The organism is Stenotrophomonas sp. TWI169 (genome assembly GCF_039674705.1).
Taxonomy (GTDB): Bacteria; Pseudomonadota; Gammaproteobacteria; order Xanthomonadales; family Xanthomonadaceae; genus Stenotrophomonas; species Stenotrophomonas maltophilia_P.
The window spans coordinates 76,638-93,423 of sequence record NZ_JBDJOB010000005.1 but is presented as its reverse complement, the minus strand read 5'-3'; the positions used below and the strand labels follow the sequence as shown (position 1 = coordinate 93,423).

The 16,786-nt window shown below is 67.4% G+C and carries 12 protein-coding genes; 4 read left to right on the top strand and 8 right to left on the bottom strand.

Features of this window, described 5'->3' with window-relative positions:
• Positions 1–16: 16 nt before the first annotated feature.
• Positions 17–3,178, bottom strand: coding sequence for an efflux RND transporter permease subunit (locus ABE543_RS05635; protein ID WP_346475417.1), 3,162 nt, complete (start codon positions 3,176–3,178; stop codon positions 17–19).
• 4 nt (positions 3,179–3,182) lie between these two features.
• Entirely contained in the window at positions 3,183–4,313 is a 1,131-nt protein-coding gene (locus tag ABE543_RS05630; protein ID WP_253118302.1) for an efflux RND transporter periplasmic adaptor subunit, read from the bottom strand.
• Positions 4,314–4,427: 114 nt separating this feature from the next.
• On the opposite strand from ABE543_RS05630, the gene ABE543_RS05625 reads away from it, so the two are divergent.
• The 3 genes from ABE543_RS05625 to ABE543_RS05615 all read left to right on the top strand — a co-directional run bounded on the left by ABE543_RS05625 (position 4,428) and on the right by ABE543_RS05615 (position 7,268).
• Positions 4,428–5,105 (top strand): TetR/AcrR family transcriptional regulator, encoded by a 678-nt coding sequence (locus tag ABE543_RS05625; RefSeq protein WP_065175109.1) that lies wholly within the window; start codon positions 4,428–4,430, stop codon positions 5,103–5,105.
• Between the two features lie 140 nt (positions 5,106–5,245).
• Complete coding sequence (locus ABE543_RS05620) at positions 5,246–5,893, top strand: protein-L-isoaspartate O-methyltransferase (protein ID WP_053520104.1); 648 nt, start codon at positions 5,246–5,248, stop codon at positions 5,891–5,893.
• Between the two features lie 16 nt (positions 5,894–5,909).
• Entirely contained in the window at positions 5,910–7,268 is a 1,359-nt protein-coding gene (locus ABE543_RS05615) for a TolC family outer membrane protein (protein ID WP_065175111.1), read from the top strand.
• A gap of 72 nt (positions 7,269–7,340) precedes the next feature.
• On the opposite strand, the gene ABE543_RS05610 is transcribed toward ABE543_RS05615, so the two are convergent.
• Together ABE543_RS05610 and waaA are read right to left on the bottom strand one after the other, a co-directional pair.
• A complete protein-coding gene (locus ABE543_RS05610; RefSeq protein ID WP_111186157.1) occupies positions 7,341–8,540 on the bottom strand; it encodes an amino acid transporter in 1,200 nt (399 codons plus the stop codon).
• A gap of 214 nt (positions 8,541–8,754) precedes the next feature.
• Positions 8,755–10,053 carry a lipid IV(A) 3-deoxy-D-manno-octulosonic acid transferase gene (gene waaA, locus ABE543_RS05605; protein WP_346475416.1) on the bottom strand — a complete coding sequence of 433 codons (1,299 nt, stop codon included), beginning with the start codon at positions 10,051–10,053 and terminating at the stop codon, positions 8,755–8,757.
• Between the two features lie 60 nt (positions 10,054–10,113).
• Here waaA and ABE543_RS05600 point away from each other — a divergent pair, with 60 nt between their 5' ends.
• On the top strand, positions 10,114–11,031 hold the full coding sequence (locus tag ABE543_RS05600; protein WP_253118300.1) for an LpxL/LpxP family Kdo(2)-lipid IV(A) lauroyl/palmitoleoyl acyltransferase: 918 nt from the start codon (positions 10,114–10,116) through the stop codon (positions 11,029–11,031).
• 27 nt (positions 11,032–11,058) lie between these two features.
• Here the strand turns inward: ABE543_RS05600 and ABE543_RS05595 are convergent, their stop codons facing one another.
• The 4 genes from ABE543_RS05595 to ABE543_RS05580 all read right to left on the bottom strand — a co-directional run bounded on the left by ABE543_RS05595 (position 11,059) and on the right by ABE543_RS05580 (position 16,571).
• The gene (locus tag ABE543_RS05595) at positions 11,059–12,402 is read right to left on the bottom strand and encodes an O-antigen ligase family protein (protein ID WP_053517402.1); all 1,344 of its coding nucleotides are present in this window, start codon (positions 12,400–12,402) and stop codon (positions 11,059–11,061) included.
• Complete coding sequence (locus ABE543_RS05590; RefSeq protein ID WP_065181722.1) at positions 12,383–13,498, bottom strand: glycosyltransferase; 1,116 nt, start codon at positions 13,496–13,498, stop codon at positions 12,383–12,385. The genes ABE543_RS05595 and ABE543_RS05590 overlap by 20 nt, the downstream gene beginning before the upstream one ends.
• Positions 13,499–13,511: 13 nt before the next feature.
• Positions 13,512–13,709 carry a zinc-finger domain-containing protein gene (locus ABE543_RS05585; RefSeq protein ID WP_346475415.1) on the bottom strand — a complete coding sequence of 66 codons (198 nt, stop codon included), beginning with the start codon at positions 13,707–13,709 and terminating at the stop codon, positions 13,512–13,514.
• 120 nt (positions 13,710–13,829) lie between these two features.
• Complete coding sequence (locus ABE543_RS05580; RefSeq protein WP_197600590.1) at positions 13,830–16,571, bottom strand: TonB-dependent receptor; 2,742 nt, start codon at positions 16,569–16,571, stop codon at positions 13,830–13,832.
• Between the last annotated feature and the right edge of the window lie 215 nt (positions 16,572–16,786).

The window sequence follows — 16,786 nt, the reverse complement described above, 5'->3', positions numbered from 1 at the left end:
CTGGAACCCGGGGGCATTACGCCCCGGATTCATCCGGCTTCACCCGGAACCACGCCGCATACAGCGCCGGCAGGAACACCAGGGTCAGCACGGTACCCACGATCAACCCGCCCATGATCGAGATCGCCATCGAGCCATAGAACGCGCTGCGCGACAGCGGAATCATCGCCAGCACCGCCGCCAGGGCGGTCAGCACGATCGGGCGGAAACGCCGTACCGTCGCGTCGATGATCGCATGCCAGCGATCATGCCCGGCATCGATGTCCTGCTGGATCTGGTCGATCAGGATCACCGAGTTGCGCATGATCATGCCGGCCAGCGCGATCGTGCCCAGCAGCGCCACGAACCCGAACGGTGCACGGAACAGCAGCAGGAACAAGGTCGCGCCGATGATGCCCAGCGGTGCCGTCACCAGCACCATCGCGGCACGCGAGAAGCTGCGCAGCTGCAGCATCAGCAGCGTTGCGACCACGATCAGGAACAACGGCATGCCTGCCTTGATCGAGTCCTGGCCACGTGCCGAATCCTCCACCGTTCCGCCGGTTTCCAGCAGGTAACCGCTCGGCAGTGCAGCGCGGATGCCATCCAGCGTCGGCAGGATCTGCTGCACCACGTCCAGCGCCTGGCTGCCGTCACTGATATCGGCACGCACGGTCACGGTCGGCAGGCGGTTGCGATGCCAGATGATGCCGTCCTCGAACACGTACTCCAGGCGCGCCACCTGCGAGAGCGTCACCGACGGGCGATTGGCGGTGGGAATGGCCAGGCTGCCCAGCATGCCCAGCTGCACGCGCTCGTTCTCCGGACCCCGCAGCAGCATCTCGATCAGGCGATTGCCCTCGCGATAGGTGCTCACGCTCATGCCCGACAGCGAAGTGCCCAGCAGCTGGCTCACCTGCGCACTGCTCACGCCCAGCGCGCGCGCACGGTCCTGGTCCAGCACCAGCCGCACGACCTTGCTCGGCTCGCTCCAGTCCAGGTTCACGTTCATCACATGCGGGTTCTCCCGCACCTTGTCCTGTACCTGGCGTGCGATCGCCTGCACCTGCTCGATGTGCTCGCCGGAGATCCGCAGCTGCACCGGGTAGCCCACCGGCGGACCGTTCTCCAGCCGCGTCACGCGCATCTGCACATCCGGGAACTGCGGGATCACGTCCTTCAGCAGCCAGTCGCGCGTGGCCTCGCGCGCCTTGGCGTCTTCGGTGAGCACCACGAACTGCGAGAAGTTGGTCGCCGGCAGCTGCTGGTCCAGCGGCAGGTAGAAGCGCGGCGAACCGGTACCCACATAGGCCACGTAGTTGGCGATGCCCTCACGGCCCTTCAGCAGCTTTTCCAGCTTGCTGGCCTGCGCCTGCGTGGCCTGCAGCGACGCGCCTTCAGCCAGTTCGATATCCACCATCAGTTCCGGGCGGGTCGAATCCGGGAAGAACTGCTGCGGCACGAAGCGGAACATCAGCAGCGAGAACACGAACAGGGCCACCGTTGCTGCGATCACCCACCAGCGGTGGCGCAGGCACATGTCCAGGAAACGGCGGAAACGCGTGTAGAACGGCCGCTGGTACGGATCATGGTCGTGTGCATGCTCCTTCGGTGCGACCCAGCGCAGCAGCGCCGGATGGCGATCGGCCCAGGCCAAGCGCTTCGCACGCCAGCGACCGGCCAGGCTGTCCGGCTTGGGCAGCTGCGGATTGAACAGATCCGGCAGCATCTTGTCACCCAGGTACGGAATGAACAGCACCGCCGCAATCCATGACACCACCAGTGCGATGGTCACCACCTGGAACAGCGAACGGGTGTACTCACCGGTGCTTGACGCCGCCGTGGCGATCGGCAGGAAACCTGCCGCCGTGATCAGCGTACCGGTCAGCATCGGGAACGCCGTGGATTCCCAGGCGAAGCTGGCCGCGCGCAGGCGGTCGTAGCCCTGTTCCATCTTGGTGGCCATCATCTCCACCGCGATGATCGCATCGTCAACCAGCAGGCCCAGCGCCAGCACCAGCGCGCCCAGCGAGATCTTGTGCAGGCCGATATCGAAGTAGTGCATGACGAAGAAGGTCATCGCCAGCACCAGCGGAATGGTCACGCCCACCACCAGGCCCGTGCGCAGGCCCAGCGAGAAGAAGCTCACCAGCAGCACGATCACCACCGCTTCGGTCAGCACCTGCACGAACTCACCCACCGACTCTTCCACCGCATGCGGCTGGTCGGAGACCTTGCGCAGGTGCATGCCCGCCGGCAGCGTCTTCTGCAGGCGCTCGAACTCGGCATCCAGCGTGGAGCCCAGCTTCAGGATGTCGCCACCGTCCTTCATCGCGACCGCAATGCCGATCGCATCCTCACCCATGAAGCGCATCTTCGGCGACGCCGGATCGGCGAAGCCGCGCTTGATCTCGGCGATATCGCCCAGGTGCACCGTGCGGTCGCCGGCCTGGATCGGGAAGCGACGGATGTCATCGATGCTCTGGAACTGGCCGGTCACGCGCAGCTGCACGCGATCGGTCGGGGTCTCGAAGAAGCTGGTGGCGCTGATCGCGTTCTGGTCGGCCAGCGCCTGCTGCACCTGCTGCAGCGACACGCCCAGCGTGGCCAGCTTGGTGTTGGACAGCTCGATCCAGACCTTCTCGTCCTGCAGGCCCTGCAGCTCGATCTTGCCCACGTCCGGCACCCGCTGCAGTTCCAGCTGGATGCGATCGGCGTAGTCACGCATCACGGCGTAGTCGAAGCCCTGCCCGGTCAGCGCGTAGATGTTGCCGAAGGTGTCGCCGAACTCATCGTTGAAGAACGGACCGACGATTTCGCGCGGCAGGTTCGGCTTGATGTCGCCCACGCGTTTGCGCACCTGGTACCACAGGTCCGGAATGGCCTTGGAGCGCAGGCTGTCCTTGGCCGCGAAGATCACCTGCGACTCGCCCGGGCGCGAGTAGGAGCGGATGAACTCGTACTGCCCGGTGTTGAGCAGCGCCTTCTCGATCGGCTCGGTCACCTGGCGCGAGACCTGCTCGGCGGTCGCGCCCGGCCACATCGTGCGTACCACCATCACCTTGAAGGTGAACGGCGGATCCTCGGACTGGCCCAGATGCTTGTACGACCAGGCGCCGATGAGGGCGAAGGCGAGCATGGCGAACAGCACCAGCGCGCGGTTGCCCAGCGCCCATTCGGATAGATTGAAACGGCGCACAGGCTTACTCCTTCGCCTTCGGTGCGGCAGCCGGCGCTGCGGGCTTCAGCACCGGGCGATTCTGCCGGTCCACCGCCACGACCTGCTGGCCGGATCGCAGCAGATGGCCGCCCGCAGCCACCACCCAGTCGTCGGCGTCCACGCCGGACAGCACCGGCACGGCGTCGATGCCATAGGCGCCCGTGCTGACGGTGACCGATTTCAACGTGCTGCTGGCCGGGTCCACCACCCACACACTGGTTGCGCCACCTGCACCGCGCTGGAGAGCGGCCATCGGCAGCTGCAGGGTGCCGTGGCGGCCGGCGCTGCTGAACACGCGCGCGCTCTGCCCCAGCTCGACATCGGCCAGTGCATCGGCGGGCAGGCTGACCCGGGTTGCGTAGGTCCGCGCCTGCGGATCGGCGGCGGCGGCGATCTCGCGGATCGTGCCGGGCAGGCGCTGCCCCGGGCGGTTCCACAACTCCACTTCCACCGGCTGGCCTACCGCGTAGTCGCGGATGGTGGCTTCCGGCAGGTCGATCAGCACTTCGCGGCCACCGTCTGCGGCCAGGTTGAAGATGGTCTGGCCCGCGGCCACCACCTGCCCGGCTTCCGCCTCACGGCTGGCGATCACACCATCGGCCGGCGCACGCAGCTGGGCGTAGCCGGCCTGGTTGCGCAGCACGTCCAGGTTGGCCCGGGCCGCGTTGGCCTGGCCCTGCGCGGCCTTGAACGCGGCAGACTGCTGATCCAGCTGCGAGCGACTGACCAGCTGCTGGTCGGCCAGCACCTGGTAGCGCTTGAGATCGTCGCGGGCACGTACCAGATCGGCTTCGGCCGCAGCCAGCTGCGCCTGCGAGGCACGCGCCTGCAGGGCGAAGTCGGCGACATCCAGCTCGGCCAGCACGTCCCCCTTCTTCACCCGTTGGCCGGCGTCCACGTGGCGCTTGACCAGGTTGCCGCCGACGCGGAACGACAGCGGGCTCTCCCGGCGTGCCCGGACCGTACCGGGAAACGCCGCCGGCGCCTGCCCGACCTGCTCGCCGGGATGCACCACCAGCACCGGCACGGCCGCCGGTGGCGCCTGCTCCTGTCCCGAACAGGCTGCCAACGCAGCCACCCACACGATACCGCCCATCCAGCGCACGATCTTCATCGGTCAACGTCCTGACAACACTGAGTTCAGCAGGGGAGCCGCAACGTCCGGCCCAATTTAGTAAACTGGCCGGTATAGTATAAATATCGAACCGCTTGGTCTAGTATTACCGCAATGAGTTCTTCCACTTCCCGCAAGCCGTCGGCCAAGCCTGCTGCCAAGGCCGCCGGACCCGGGCGTCCCAAGGATCTTGGCAAGCGCGCGGCGATCCTCGAGGCGGCCAAGACCCTGTTCATCGAACAGGGCTATACCGGTGTGAGCATGGACAGCATCGCTGCCCAGGCGGGCGTGTCGAAGCTGACGGTGTACAGCCATTTCGGCGACAAGGAGACCCTGTTCTCCGAGGCCGTGCAGTCCAAATGCATCGAGATGCTGCCGGATGCGCTGTTCGTGGCCGACGCCGAAGGGCCACTGCGAGACCAGCTGATCGGGATCGGCCTGGCCTTCTTCAAGCTGATCACCTCCGACGCGGCGATCTCGATCCAACGGGTGATGATGGCCCCGGAGACCGACGAACGCCTGCGTGAGCTGTTCTGGCAGGCCGGGCCCGAGCGCACCTGCGAGGCGCTGGCCGACTTCCTGCGCTCGCGCAGCGAGCGGGGCGAGCTGCAGATTCCCGACCATCACCTGGCCGGGCAGCAGTTCCTGACCCTGGTCAAGGGTGAAGTGCACATGCATATGATGTGCGGCATGCCACTGTCATCGGTGGAGATCGATCCTGTCACCCACGTGGCGGCCAGCGTCGACTTCTTCCTGCGCGCCTATGCGCCCGGAGGAGCCGGAACCGGCTGAAACGGCAAAGCTGAACGAACCGGTGGTCGCGATGACTTCCGGCACTGCGACCCCGGCCCCCCGGCAGCGGATGCTCTGGGCGCGCCGCCGGCCTCCGGCACCGGTAAAATGGCCGGCCCACTGCGCTGGATTTGAACCTCATGACGATTGATTACGCCCACGCCCGCGAACTGATGGTGGAACAGCAGATCCGTCCCTGGGACGTGCTGGACATCAAGGTGCTCGACGTCCTGGCCCGCCTGCCGCGCGAGGCCTTTGTCGCCGACGCGCACCGGGCACTGGCCTACGCCGATGTTGAACTGCCGATCGGCAATGGCCAGAAGATGATGAAGCCCGTCATCGAGGGCCGTACCCTGCAGGCGCTGGACCTGCAACCGGGTGACGAAGTGCTGGAGATCGGCACGGGCAGCGGCTTCCTGGCCGCCTGCATCGGCGCGCTGGCGCGCGACGTGCTGAGCCTGGAGATCGACCCGGAACTGGCGACCGCCGCGCGTGCGCGGCTGGATGCCTCCGGCCTGGGTACCAACGTCCGTGTGGAAGTGGCTGACGCGCTGGCGTGGCAGACCGAACGTCGCTTTGACGTGATCTGTGTCACTGGTGCTGTCAACGTGGTGCCGTCACAGTTCGCCTCGTGGCTGCGTCCGGGTGGTCGCCTGTTCGTGATCCAGGGCCGTTCGCCGGCGATGGAAGCGCTTCTGATCAAGGCCGATGGCAGCACCGAATCCCTGTTCGAGACCGATATCGATTACCTGCGCGGTGCCGCCCCGGCACCCCAGTTCCACCTCTGAGTCCAAGGAAGCCGCAATGATCCGCCGATCCCTCGCTGTTGCGCTGGCCACTGCCCTGCTGCCGTTGTCTGCCCATGCCGCTGACCTGTTGCAGGTCTACGAGATGGCGCGCAACGGCGATCCGCAGCTGTCGGCCGCCGAATCCACCCGGCTGTACGACAAGGAAGGCGCCGTGCAGGCGCGCGCTGCCCTGCTTCCGCAGATCAACGGCCAGGCCACGCTGAACCGCACACGCAGCGAAGCCAACGCCGATGCCAATACCGGCACGGTCAGCAGCAAGCGCCGCAACTACACGATCGACGGTTCGCAGACCCTGTTCAACTGGACGCAGATCAACAACCTGCGCTCGCAGCGCGAACTGAGCAAGGCGGCTGACTTCACCCTGGATTCGGCCAACGACAGCCTGATCGTCCGCACCTCGGCGGCCTACTTCAACGTGCTGGTGGCGATCGAATCGCTGAATGCCGCACAGACCAACGAAGCGGCCGCGAAGAAGCAGTTCGACTTCGCCGACAAGCGCCTGGAAGTGGGCCTGGCGCCGATCACCGACGTGCACGAAGCGCGCGCGCAGTATGACCAGGCGCGCGCCAACACCATCGTCGCGCAGAACACCCTGGCCGATAACTACCAGGCGCTGACCGAACTTACCGGCCAGCCGGTGCTGAACCTCAAGGGGCTGCCGGCCGACTTCCGTCCCGAAGTGCCGGCCAACCGCGGCAACATCGATGAACTGGTGCAGCAGGCGACCAGCCAGAACCCGTCGCTGAAGGCGCAGGAGCTGAAGGTCAGCGCGGCCGAGGCCGGCGTGCAGGCCGCCCGTGGCGCCCACTACCCGACGCTGTCGCTGGGCGGCAGTTGGGGCAAGACCGCGACCTGGGGCGACAGCACCGGTTCGGGTTCGCTGTCCCCGGATGCGCGCACCAACAGCATCGGCCTGACCCTCAGCGTGCCCATCTTCGCCGGCGGCGCCACCCAGTCCGGCGTGCGCCAGGCGCTGGCCCAGCGTGACATCGCCCAGGATGGCTACGAGCAGCAGAAGCGCGCGCTGGATCGCAACACCCGCAATGCCTACCAGACCCTGGTGCAGGGCATCAGCGAGGTGGAAGCGCGCCGCCTGGCCGTCGTCTCGGCACAGAGCGCGTACGACGCCTCGCAGGTCGGCCTGGAAGTGGGTACCCGTACGGTGCTGGACGTGATCCAGAACCAGCGCATCCTGTTCTCGGCACAGCTGGACTATGCGCAGGCCCGCTACACCTTCCTGCAGAACCGCCTGCTGCTGAGCCAGTCGCTGGGCGCGCTGGACGTGGCCGAACTGCAGGACATCAATCGCCTGCTGACCCAGGACGCGGGCAACCCCGCCACGACCACGCAGTAAGTCGTCGTCGCCTGTGTTGACGGAAAGCCACCCGACCGGGTGGCTTTTCTGTTTGTGCAGCCGCGATGGGATCTAGCGCAGGAGCGGCAGCAGGCACAACGCCGCTGCCACCATGCCCAGCACGGCGTCGGCAGGCGAGCGCGTCACCTCGCTGCGCCGCTGGAGTCCCCCCAGGCACAACGCGGCCACCACCAGCAGTGCCACCGGCCCCGGCATCGTCGGCAAGACGCCGGCCGGCAGCCACAGCGCCAGCAGGGTCGCCAACAGGATGATCGCCACGGTCGCCACGCACGCCGCCGGTGGGTCGCCCTCGTTTCCAAGCGGCCACAGCGGCAGCGCCAGCCGTGCCGCCAGCATCAGCAGCACCAGCTGCAGCGCCGCCAACCCTGCATACCCTGCCAGCGGCAGCCACGGCAACATCCAGGACAATTGGGGATGGCTTCGCAGCGCGACCGTCAAGGGCCGGCTGCTGGCCAGCGCTGGATAGTCGACCAGGCCCGCCTGCAGTGCGGCCAGTGCGATCAGCATCAGCGTCGCCGCGACGAGCACCATGAGCATCGTCAGTGGGCGTCGCGCCAGCCCGCCAACAGGCAACCCGGGAACGCCCAGTGCCAGGCCGGCGCTGGCAAAGATGCCCAGCAGCGGCACAGCCGCGGCGAGCACACCTCCCAGGCCGAAGCGATACGGTGCAGTGGCGGGGGGAACCCATGGGATCCAGTGCGCGTAGTGCACATACCGGGCCGCCAGCGCCAGCAGCAGCACGCCGATGCCGATCTTCACGGTCAACAGCGCGCACACCAGCAGCACGGTGCGCGACGGTCGCATCAGCGCGGCGGCTCCCAACAGCAGCAGGCCTGCAGCGGCCGTCACCTGCACCGGCAGCGTACCGGCGCTGGATGCGCTCGCCGCCGCCAGTGCCGCATGCAGATGGCCAGCCCCGGACTGCGCCGCACCCGCCAGCGTCGCCGTGCACTCCAGCAACAACGCCAGGCACAGCACGCGGGCAATCCACCGCCCCCAGCCGGCCACCAGCAGGCCATGCAGGCCATCCAGGCCATCGGCCATATCCGCCTGCGTCACCACCCTGTACAGGCGTGCCAGCACCAGCGCCGCACCGAGGGCTGCGAGCAGCAGACTGAGAACGACGGCCGGCCCCGCCTGCGCCGCCGTGTACTGACCGACCCGTGCGATGACACTGCCACCGAGCAGCAACGTCATCAGGATCACGCCCAGATGATCCATTCCAAGCCGATGGCCATCGCTGCCGCTCATCTCAAGCTCCCTTGATGCCGTCCAAGCACGGTCGACATCAGGCTGGCAGCCTGTGTTGGCAATCGATAGTCAATTTGCATCTGCATGCCGCGAGGTGTGATCCGAGGCACGTTGCGGCGTCGGCAATCGGTCCTGCGACGACAGAACGATGGCCGTCAAGCAGGCTTAATCCAGTTGATCGCGACAGTACGGCGGCAAGCGCGCCGCGTGCGGCTCAGCCGCGGGGCGGTGGCAGGTGCGGGGCCACCAGCGCCAGCGTCCGCTGCAGCGCGCCGCGCCCATTGCTGACCAGCGTGCATCCAGCGTGCGCCATGTCCTCGCGGGCCTGCGGATCCTCCAGCAGGTGCTGCAGCAGACCGCCGACCGCCTGCACGTCTTCGCCGATCAACAGCGCACCGGCCTCGCGCATGCGCCGCGAGATCTCCGAGAAATTGTGCAGGTGCGGACCGGTCACCGCGGCAGTGCCCATCGCCGCCGGCTCCAGCAGGTTGTGGCCACCGATCGGCTGCAGGCTGCCGCCGACGAAAGCGACCTGCGCACAGCCATAGAACGGCATCAGTTCGCCGAGGGTGTCGATGATGAAGGCATCGGTATCGGCGGACGGCCACTGCTGCGCACGGCGGGTCGCCACGTTCCAGCCCTGCTCGCGCGCCAGCGCCTCCACCTTCGGGAAGCGCTCGGGATGCCGGGGTGCCCACAGCAGCAGCAGGTCCGGATGGTGCTGGCGCAGGCGCCGGTGCAGTTCGATCACCGCCTGCTCTTCGCCATCATGGGTACTGGCCGCGATCCAGACCGGTCGCGTGTCCGGCACCCGTGCGTGGAACTGTTCGACGAAGGCCTGCACGTCCGGCGTGGCGATGTCGAATTTGAGGTTGCCCAGTGCCTGCACCTGGTCAGGCGCCGCCCCCAGCTGCACGAAGCGCTCTGCGTCGTCCTGCGACTGGGCTGCCACGCACGTCACCGTGCGCAGCGCGCGGCGGATCAGCGCGGCCAGCAGCCGGTAGCCACGCAGCGAGCGGGCCGACAGGCGGGCATTGAGGATGTAGACCGGAATGTCGCGGTCACGGCAGCCGAACAGCATGTTCGGCCACAGCTCGGTTTCCAGGATCAGCGCCAGGCTGGGCTGGAAGTGGCCGAGGAAACGGTTGACGCTGCCGGGCACGTCATACGGCAGGTAGACGTGGTCCAGCGCATCGCCCCACAGCGCGCGCACGCGCTCGGAGCCGGTGGGGGTGATGGTGGTGATGACCCAGCGGATATCCGGGCGCTGCTGGCGCAGGGCGTTGACCAGCGGCGCGGCGGCGTTGACCTCGCCCACCGAGACCGCATGCAGCCAGACCCGTGGCTGGCCGCTGGGCTGGGGATAGGAGGCGTAGCGCTCGTCCCAGCGGCGGAAATACTCACGGACCCGGAAGCCGCGCCAGACCAGGTGGTACACGGTGATCGGCAGCAGGATGTAGAGCACGACCGAATACAGGCCGCGCAGGATCCATTCGACAGGGTCTTTGCGCATGCGGCAAGGATACGGGACACCCCCGGGAAAGACACGCAGCCGGATTGCTAGAATGGCGCCATGTCCGATGCCTCCACTGCCGTCCGCCCGTCACTGCGCGATCCCCGCAACTGGCCGATGTTCGCCGCCATGTACGGCGCTTTCGCCATCGCCCGCCTGCCGTGGATGCTGCAGCGCGCCCTCGGTCGCGGGGTGGGGTCGATCGCCTGGCGCCTGGCCGGCAGCCGTCGCCGTGCAGCCGAGGTCAATCTCGCACTGTGTTTCCCGGAAAAGGACGTTGCCTGGCGCAAGCGGTTGGTTCGCGACAGCTTCGATGCCCTGGGCGTGGGCGTGTTCGAGTGCATCCGTGCCTGGTGGGGCAGCATCGACAGCATCCGCCCGCAGGTGCAGATCGAAGGGCTGGAGCACCTGCGGCAGATGCAGGCCGAGGGTCGCGGCGTGCTGCTGGTGTCCGGGCACTTCATGACCCTGGAGATGTGCGGCCGCCTGCTGTGCGACTACGTCGACCTGTCCGGCATGTACCGTAAACACAAGAATCCGGTGTACGAGTGGGCGGTGAAGTTCGGCCGCCTGCGCTATGCCAAGGCGATGTTCGCCAACGAGGACATCCGCGCCACCGTGCGCCACCTGAAGAAGGGCGGCTTCCTCTGGTATGCCCCCGACCAGGACATGCGTGGCAAGGACACCGTGTTCGTTCCGTTCTTCGGCCACACCGCCGCCACCATCACCGCCACCCACCAGCTGGCGCGGATGACCGGTTGCGCGGTCATTCCGTACTTCCACCGCCGCGAAGGCGGGAAGTACTTCCTGAAGATCGGCGCGCCGCTGGAGAACTTCCCGAGCGAGGATGTGGAAGCCGATACCGCGCGCGTCAACCAGGCGATCGAAGAGATGGTGCGCGAAGCCCCTGACCAGTACCTGTGGATCCATCGCCGCTTCAAGCGCCAGCCCGGCGGGCGCAGCGACTTCTACAAGTAGACCCAGGCACGCCTCGATCCGCCCGGATTACCTGCCCGTTTCCATCGCGCGTGGTGAGTCATCCGCGTCACGCGCCAGCAGGCTGCCGGCGAACAGCGCCGCCAGCAGCACGGTCAGCCCACCCCAGAACGCAGAGTAGAACGCCAGGTGGGTGTTGAGCGGGAACACGGTGACTGCCAGCGCCAACATCGCCGGCCGCGCCCGCTCGCGGGCCGCGGTCGGTGCGAAGCGCCACGCCCGCCAGGCCTGTGCCACGGCGGCCAGCCACAACAGCAGGCCCAGCACGCCGGTCTCGGCCACGATCTCCAGCACGATCTGGTGCGCGTGCAGGGCCGGTTCCGCGCCCCACACCGCGGTTCCCTCCCCTGCGACGCAGGCGGGATACGCGTCGCGGAAGCCACGCGCGCCGACACCGTTGATCGGATGTGCTTCGATCATGCAGGCCGCTGCGCTCCAGATCCGCGCACGCCCGGACAACGCCTGGTCGACGCCCGTCTCGTCCCCCTCCCAGGCCATCGTCGTGCGCAGCACGCGCTCGCGCAGCTGCGGCACGCTGGCAACCAGGACCCCGGCCCCCAGGACCCCGACCATCGCCAACAGCGCCAGCCGCTTCCAGCCGAACTGGCGCATGCCGCTGTAGGCCAGCACGAGCGCGAAGGTGATCCACGAGGCGCGTGAGCCGGCCAGCAGCAACACACTGCCGAGGGCCGCAGCGGCCAGCAGCCAGCCGGCAGCACCGAAGCGGCGCGCCAGCGGCAGCAGCAGGAACGGCGACAGGCTGGCCAGCACCTGGCCGAATTTCAGGTTGCACGGGCCCAGTACGCCACTGAGCCGGTCGGCCAACGCCGCTTCATCGGCCGGGCACAGCGCACGCCCGCTGATTGCCAGTTTGAGCTGCTCCAGCGACCAGAACCATGGGCTGGTGCCGGCCACCGCCTGTACCAGCGCATCCAGCGTCCAGGCGCCGGTGATCACCGCCAGTCCACCCAGGGTGAGTCTGCGCCGCTCCGGCGTGGCCACTGCGATCGCTACCAGCCACATGAAGGGCAGGTAGCGCAGGCCTGCTGCCGCCTTGGTCCACGAGGCCGACGGGTCGATCGCATCGAATGCGGAAAATGCCTGCGGCAACCAGTAGCCGAGGAACAGGATCGAGGTCAGCGCCCAGGCCGCCGGGCTCAGCAGATGCGGCCGGCGCTGCAGGCGGCGGATGACCATGCGCACTGCGGCATAGATCGCGCCCAGGCCCAGGACGGTCTCGGCGATGCCTGGCAGCGGCCACAACGCCACGTAGGCAAGCACCCACCAGGGCGCCCAGCGCCCGGCGCGTTCATCGCGCAGGACGGCTGCGGTGTCAGCCTGCGAGGTCGGCATAGAGACGGAGGGTATCGCGCTGCATGGCCTGCAGGGTAAACGGGATACGGCCCGGCAACGATGGCGGCTGCGCCAGAAGGGCCAGCGCACGTTCACCCAGTGCCTGCGCATCTCCCAGCGGCACCGCACCGGTGGGCTGGAGCTGCTGCAGCAGTTCGCCCACCCCACCGTGGTTCCAGCCGAGCACCGGTCGGCCCACCGACAGTGCTTCCACCACGGTACGGCCGAAGGCTTCGGGCTTGTCGGACAGCTGCAGCACCAGATCGCTGGCGGCATAGGCCTGGGCAATGCGGGCGGTCGGCGTGCTGATGTGGACCGCGTCTGCGATGCCGAGCGTGGCGGCCTGGCGGCGCAGGTCGGCCACATAGGCTTCGCGCCCCGGCTCGTCGGTGCCCAGCATCCACAGCTGCGCCGGCACGCCGGCAGCGCGGACGTCGGCCAGCAGCTGCAGCGCATGCGCGTGCCCCTTCAGGCGCGTGCCACGGCCCGGCAGCAGCAGAAGCGGCCCGTCCACCCCGGCCAGCCACGGGTAGTCCGCCACCAGCGACAGGCGCGGCCGGCGATCACCGCGCGCCACCCGCGGGAACTGACTGACATCGACACCACGCGGGATCACCCGCAGGTGGTCCTCCGGCACGGTCGGATAGTGGCGCTGCACGTATTCGCGCACGCTGTTGGAGACACAGATCACGCGCTCGCCGCTGGTCATCACCGCGCTGTAGCGGCTGGGCGAGTTCAGCCCGTGCACGGTGGTTACCCAGTGCGGCCGCTGCGCCTGCGGCATCGCCCGGATCGCATACAGCCCCAGCCACGCGGGCAGGCGCGAGCGGGCGTGCACGATATCGGCGCCGACCTCGGCGAACAGGCGACGCAGGGTCGGCAGATGACGCAGGGTCAGCAGCGACTTGCGGCCGATATCGAGGGTGAGATGCTCGGCACCGCTGGCCAGCAGCGGTTCAACGAGGCGGCCACCGGCCGACACCACCAGCGCGCGATGGCCGGCTGCCACCAGTGCCGACGCGATTTCCAGGGTCGAGCGCTCGACGCCGCCGGAGTGCAGCGCCGGCAGCAACTGCACCACGGTCAGTCGACGCATCGGTGAAGGCCGTTCAGTCAGCCAGTACGAACACGGAACCGCAGTACGGGCACTGCGCTGCACCGTTGGGTTCGTCTTCGATCGCCAGGTAGACCCGCGGATGCGAGTTCCACAGCGCCATCTCCGGGGTCGGGCAGCTCAGCGGCAGGTCGCTGCGGTGCACGGTGTAGCGCTTCTCGGCGTTGGCGGGCGCGGTGGCGGTATGGCTCATGGCGGATGTCGATGAACGGATTGCGAGGCCTGCGATTCTAGCACCTGGGGCGGCGACCCGGCCGCCCCTGTCCTTTCCTGGCCCCCGCCCCCTGACAGCCGGGACCTGCCAGCGCCCGGCCTACTGGAAGTCCAGCGACAGCTCCAGGAAGGCCGAGCGGCCATAGGCGTTGTAGATGCCCTGGTCGTAGTACGGCCAGTTGCCGTTGCTGCGGTCGATCGGCGGCATCTCGTCGGTCAGGTTGTTGACCGTCAGCAGCAGGCTGGCCAGGTCATTGATGCGGTAGCCGACCGTGGCGTTCCAGGTGGTCCATGGCCCGATGTTGCGCTGCTCGCCACGGCTGTCCCAGGTGGGCGCGTTGCGCACGCCGAACGCACTGGCGCTGAACGGCCCGCGCTTCCAGTTCACGCCCAGCGTGGCCCGGTACTGCAGTTCATTGGAATTGCCGCAGCACAACTGGTCGTAGACCGGGTCGCCTTCCTTGTCCTGGGTGGTGTGCTTGAGCGGGCGGTAGTAGCCCGCGTTGACCGTGAAATCTCCCACCGAGGAGGTACCCCAGCGATAGTCCAGCGCTGCCTGCACACCGGTCTGGCGTTGGCTGGCGATGTTGATCGGGTAGGAGAACACCTTGTCCACACCGTTGGGGTTGAGCGGATCGGTGGCCGGCTTGCGCTGCACCTGGCCCAGGACCTGCTGGCAGGTGGGCGAGGTGATGTCGAAGCGGGTCTGCCCGTTCTCCGATACGCCCAGCCGGCAGTTGGCCTCGGTGTCGAGGATGCTGTCGGTACCGAGGATGCGCACTTCGTTCTCGATCACCACCGAGTTGTAGTCCACCGACAACGTCAGCGCGTTGTCCAGTGTCGACCACACCGCACCATAGGTGAACGTGCGTGCAGTGATGTCCTTCAGATCGCGGTTGCCGGTACTGGAAGACAGCACCGCCAACCCGGACTGCTCGCAGTCATCGAAGTTGTCGGAGGTGTAACCGGCCTGCCGGCACTGGTAGAGGTCGGTGTTGGTGGTATAGCCGCTGCTCTCGCGGGAAAACAGGTAGAACATGTCCGGCGAACGGAACGCAGTGGCGTAGCTGCCACGCAGCAGCAGCGATTCGATCGGCCGGTACTCCAGGCCAAGCTTCCAGGTCGCCTTGCCGTTGCCGCCACCGCCCTGCAGGGCGTACTTGTCGTAGCGGCCGGACAGGTTGGCGCTGAAGGTATCGATGATCGGCACCTGCAGTTCCGCACCCAGCGCGTACAGATCCCGCTGGCCCTGCGCCGAGGTGCCGGCGGTCTGCCCGCGGAACAGCACACCGGCATCGGGATCGGCCGACTGGTTGAAGAATTTCTCGCGCTGGCCCTGGGCGATCAGCGCGAAACCGACGTCGCCGGCCGGCAGGGCAAACAGCGAACGATGGGTCAGCAGTGCCGTCACTGCTGTGCGCGACGCGCTGGATGCAGCACGGTTGAGGCCGCTGAAGCTGTCGTACTGGTCGCGGGTGATCGGCTGGTACAGGCGCGACAGGTCCGGGGCGTAGACCTCGTAGCCATCCTGCATGCCCAGCATCGGCCCCAGGTAGTAATCGTCCACGCCGTTCCGGGCGAGGAAGTCGGTGGATTTGCGGGTGACATCGGTGCTGGAACGGTTGACGTAGACGTCGTAGTCGAAGCTGCCCAGCACGCCACGCACGCCGGCGGTGACGTTCAGCGATCGCGTGTAGACGCGCTGGTCCTTGGCATCCAGGCCGACTTCCTCGGGCGCGTAGATGCGCTGCCACTGCTCGTACTGGCCACTGGTGCGGTTGTAGAAGGTCTTGTTCCAGAACGGGCTGCCACCGCTGTAGGTCGGCCGGCTGAAGCCGAACAGGATGTCCGAGTACAACTCGGTATCCGGGCTGAGGTGATAGCGCAGGAAGGTGGTCGCGTTGACGTCCTGGCTGGCGTTGTACAGCGACGCGGTGCCGACGTTGTCGGGGGTGCCGCAGTAGTAGCCACCGCCGGAAATGTCGCGGTGCGCGTACACGGTGCTGCCACCGAACAGATTCGACAGCGGCGCGCAGGTGGCCGCGCCCGGGTCGATGTAGGCGTTGGGCCCCTGGCGCATGCGCAGGAAGCTGCGCGACGGATCCTGCGGCCCGGTCGGGTTGTCGTTGACGCTGTCGATGCGGCTGCGGTCGAAGGCGTAGATCGCCTTCTGGTTGATGTATTCCAGCCCGTAGCTGATATCGAGGTTGCCGAAGGTCTGTCCACTGCTGGCGCTGAAGCGCTGGCTGGAACCGCCGCCCTGGCTGTAACCACCGACGCGGTAGCGCAGATGGGTGCCTTCCACGCGGTCTTTCAGCACGATGTTGACTACGCCGGCCACGGCCGACGAGCCATACACCGAGGACTGGCCACCGGTGAGCACATCGATACGTTCGACCATGCCCAGCGGGATGTTGGCAATGTCGGCGATGCTGGTGTTGCCGTTGTAGGCCAGCGGATAGCTGTTGATCGGCCGCCCGTTGATGAGGGTAAGGGTGTAGCTGGGGTCCAGACCGAACAGGCTGATGGTCTTGGCGCCCGGAGTGTAGAAGCCGGTTCCCTGGGAATCCTGCACCGACCCATTGGAGACCGGTAGCGAGCGCAGCGCATCGAACACCGTGGTGAAACCCTGCGCCTGGATCTGCTCGGCGGTGATGGTCGTCACCGGTGAGGGGCCCTCCACCTGCGCGCGTGGAATGAGCGACCCGGTCACCGTGACCGCATCCAGGTCGCGCGTACGCGGCGGATCGGCGCCCTCCCCTGCGTTGGAGGACTGGGCCTGCACGGCCAGCGGCGACAGCAGCAGCGAAGACATCAACAACGACAGCAACCTGGGTTTCATCAAGCGCTCTCCAGAGACGGATGACGGTCCTGCCGGTGGGGGGCGGACGGGAGGGTCGTGGATGGACGGTGGTGACGGGCAGCAGCAAGCGCAGGCCGCCCGCCCGGATCAGGGCATGCAGGGTGTTCCGGGACAGATGGAAGGGTTGGGATCGGGACGGGAAGGACGCCGCCTTCCCCGGGCCTGGACCCCGGCCACTTTTAAATCGATCCAAT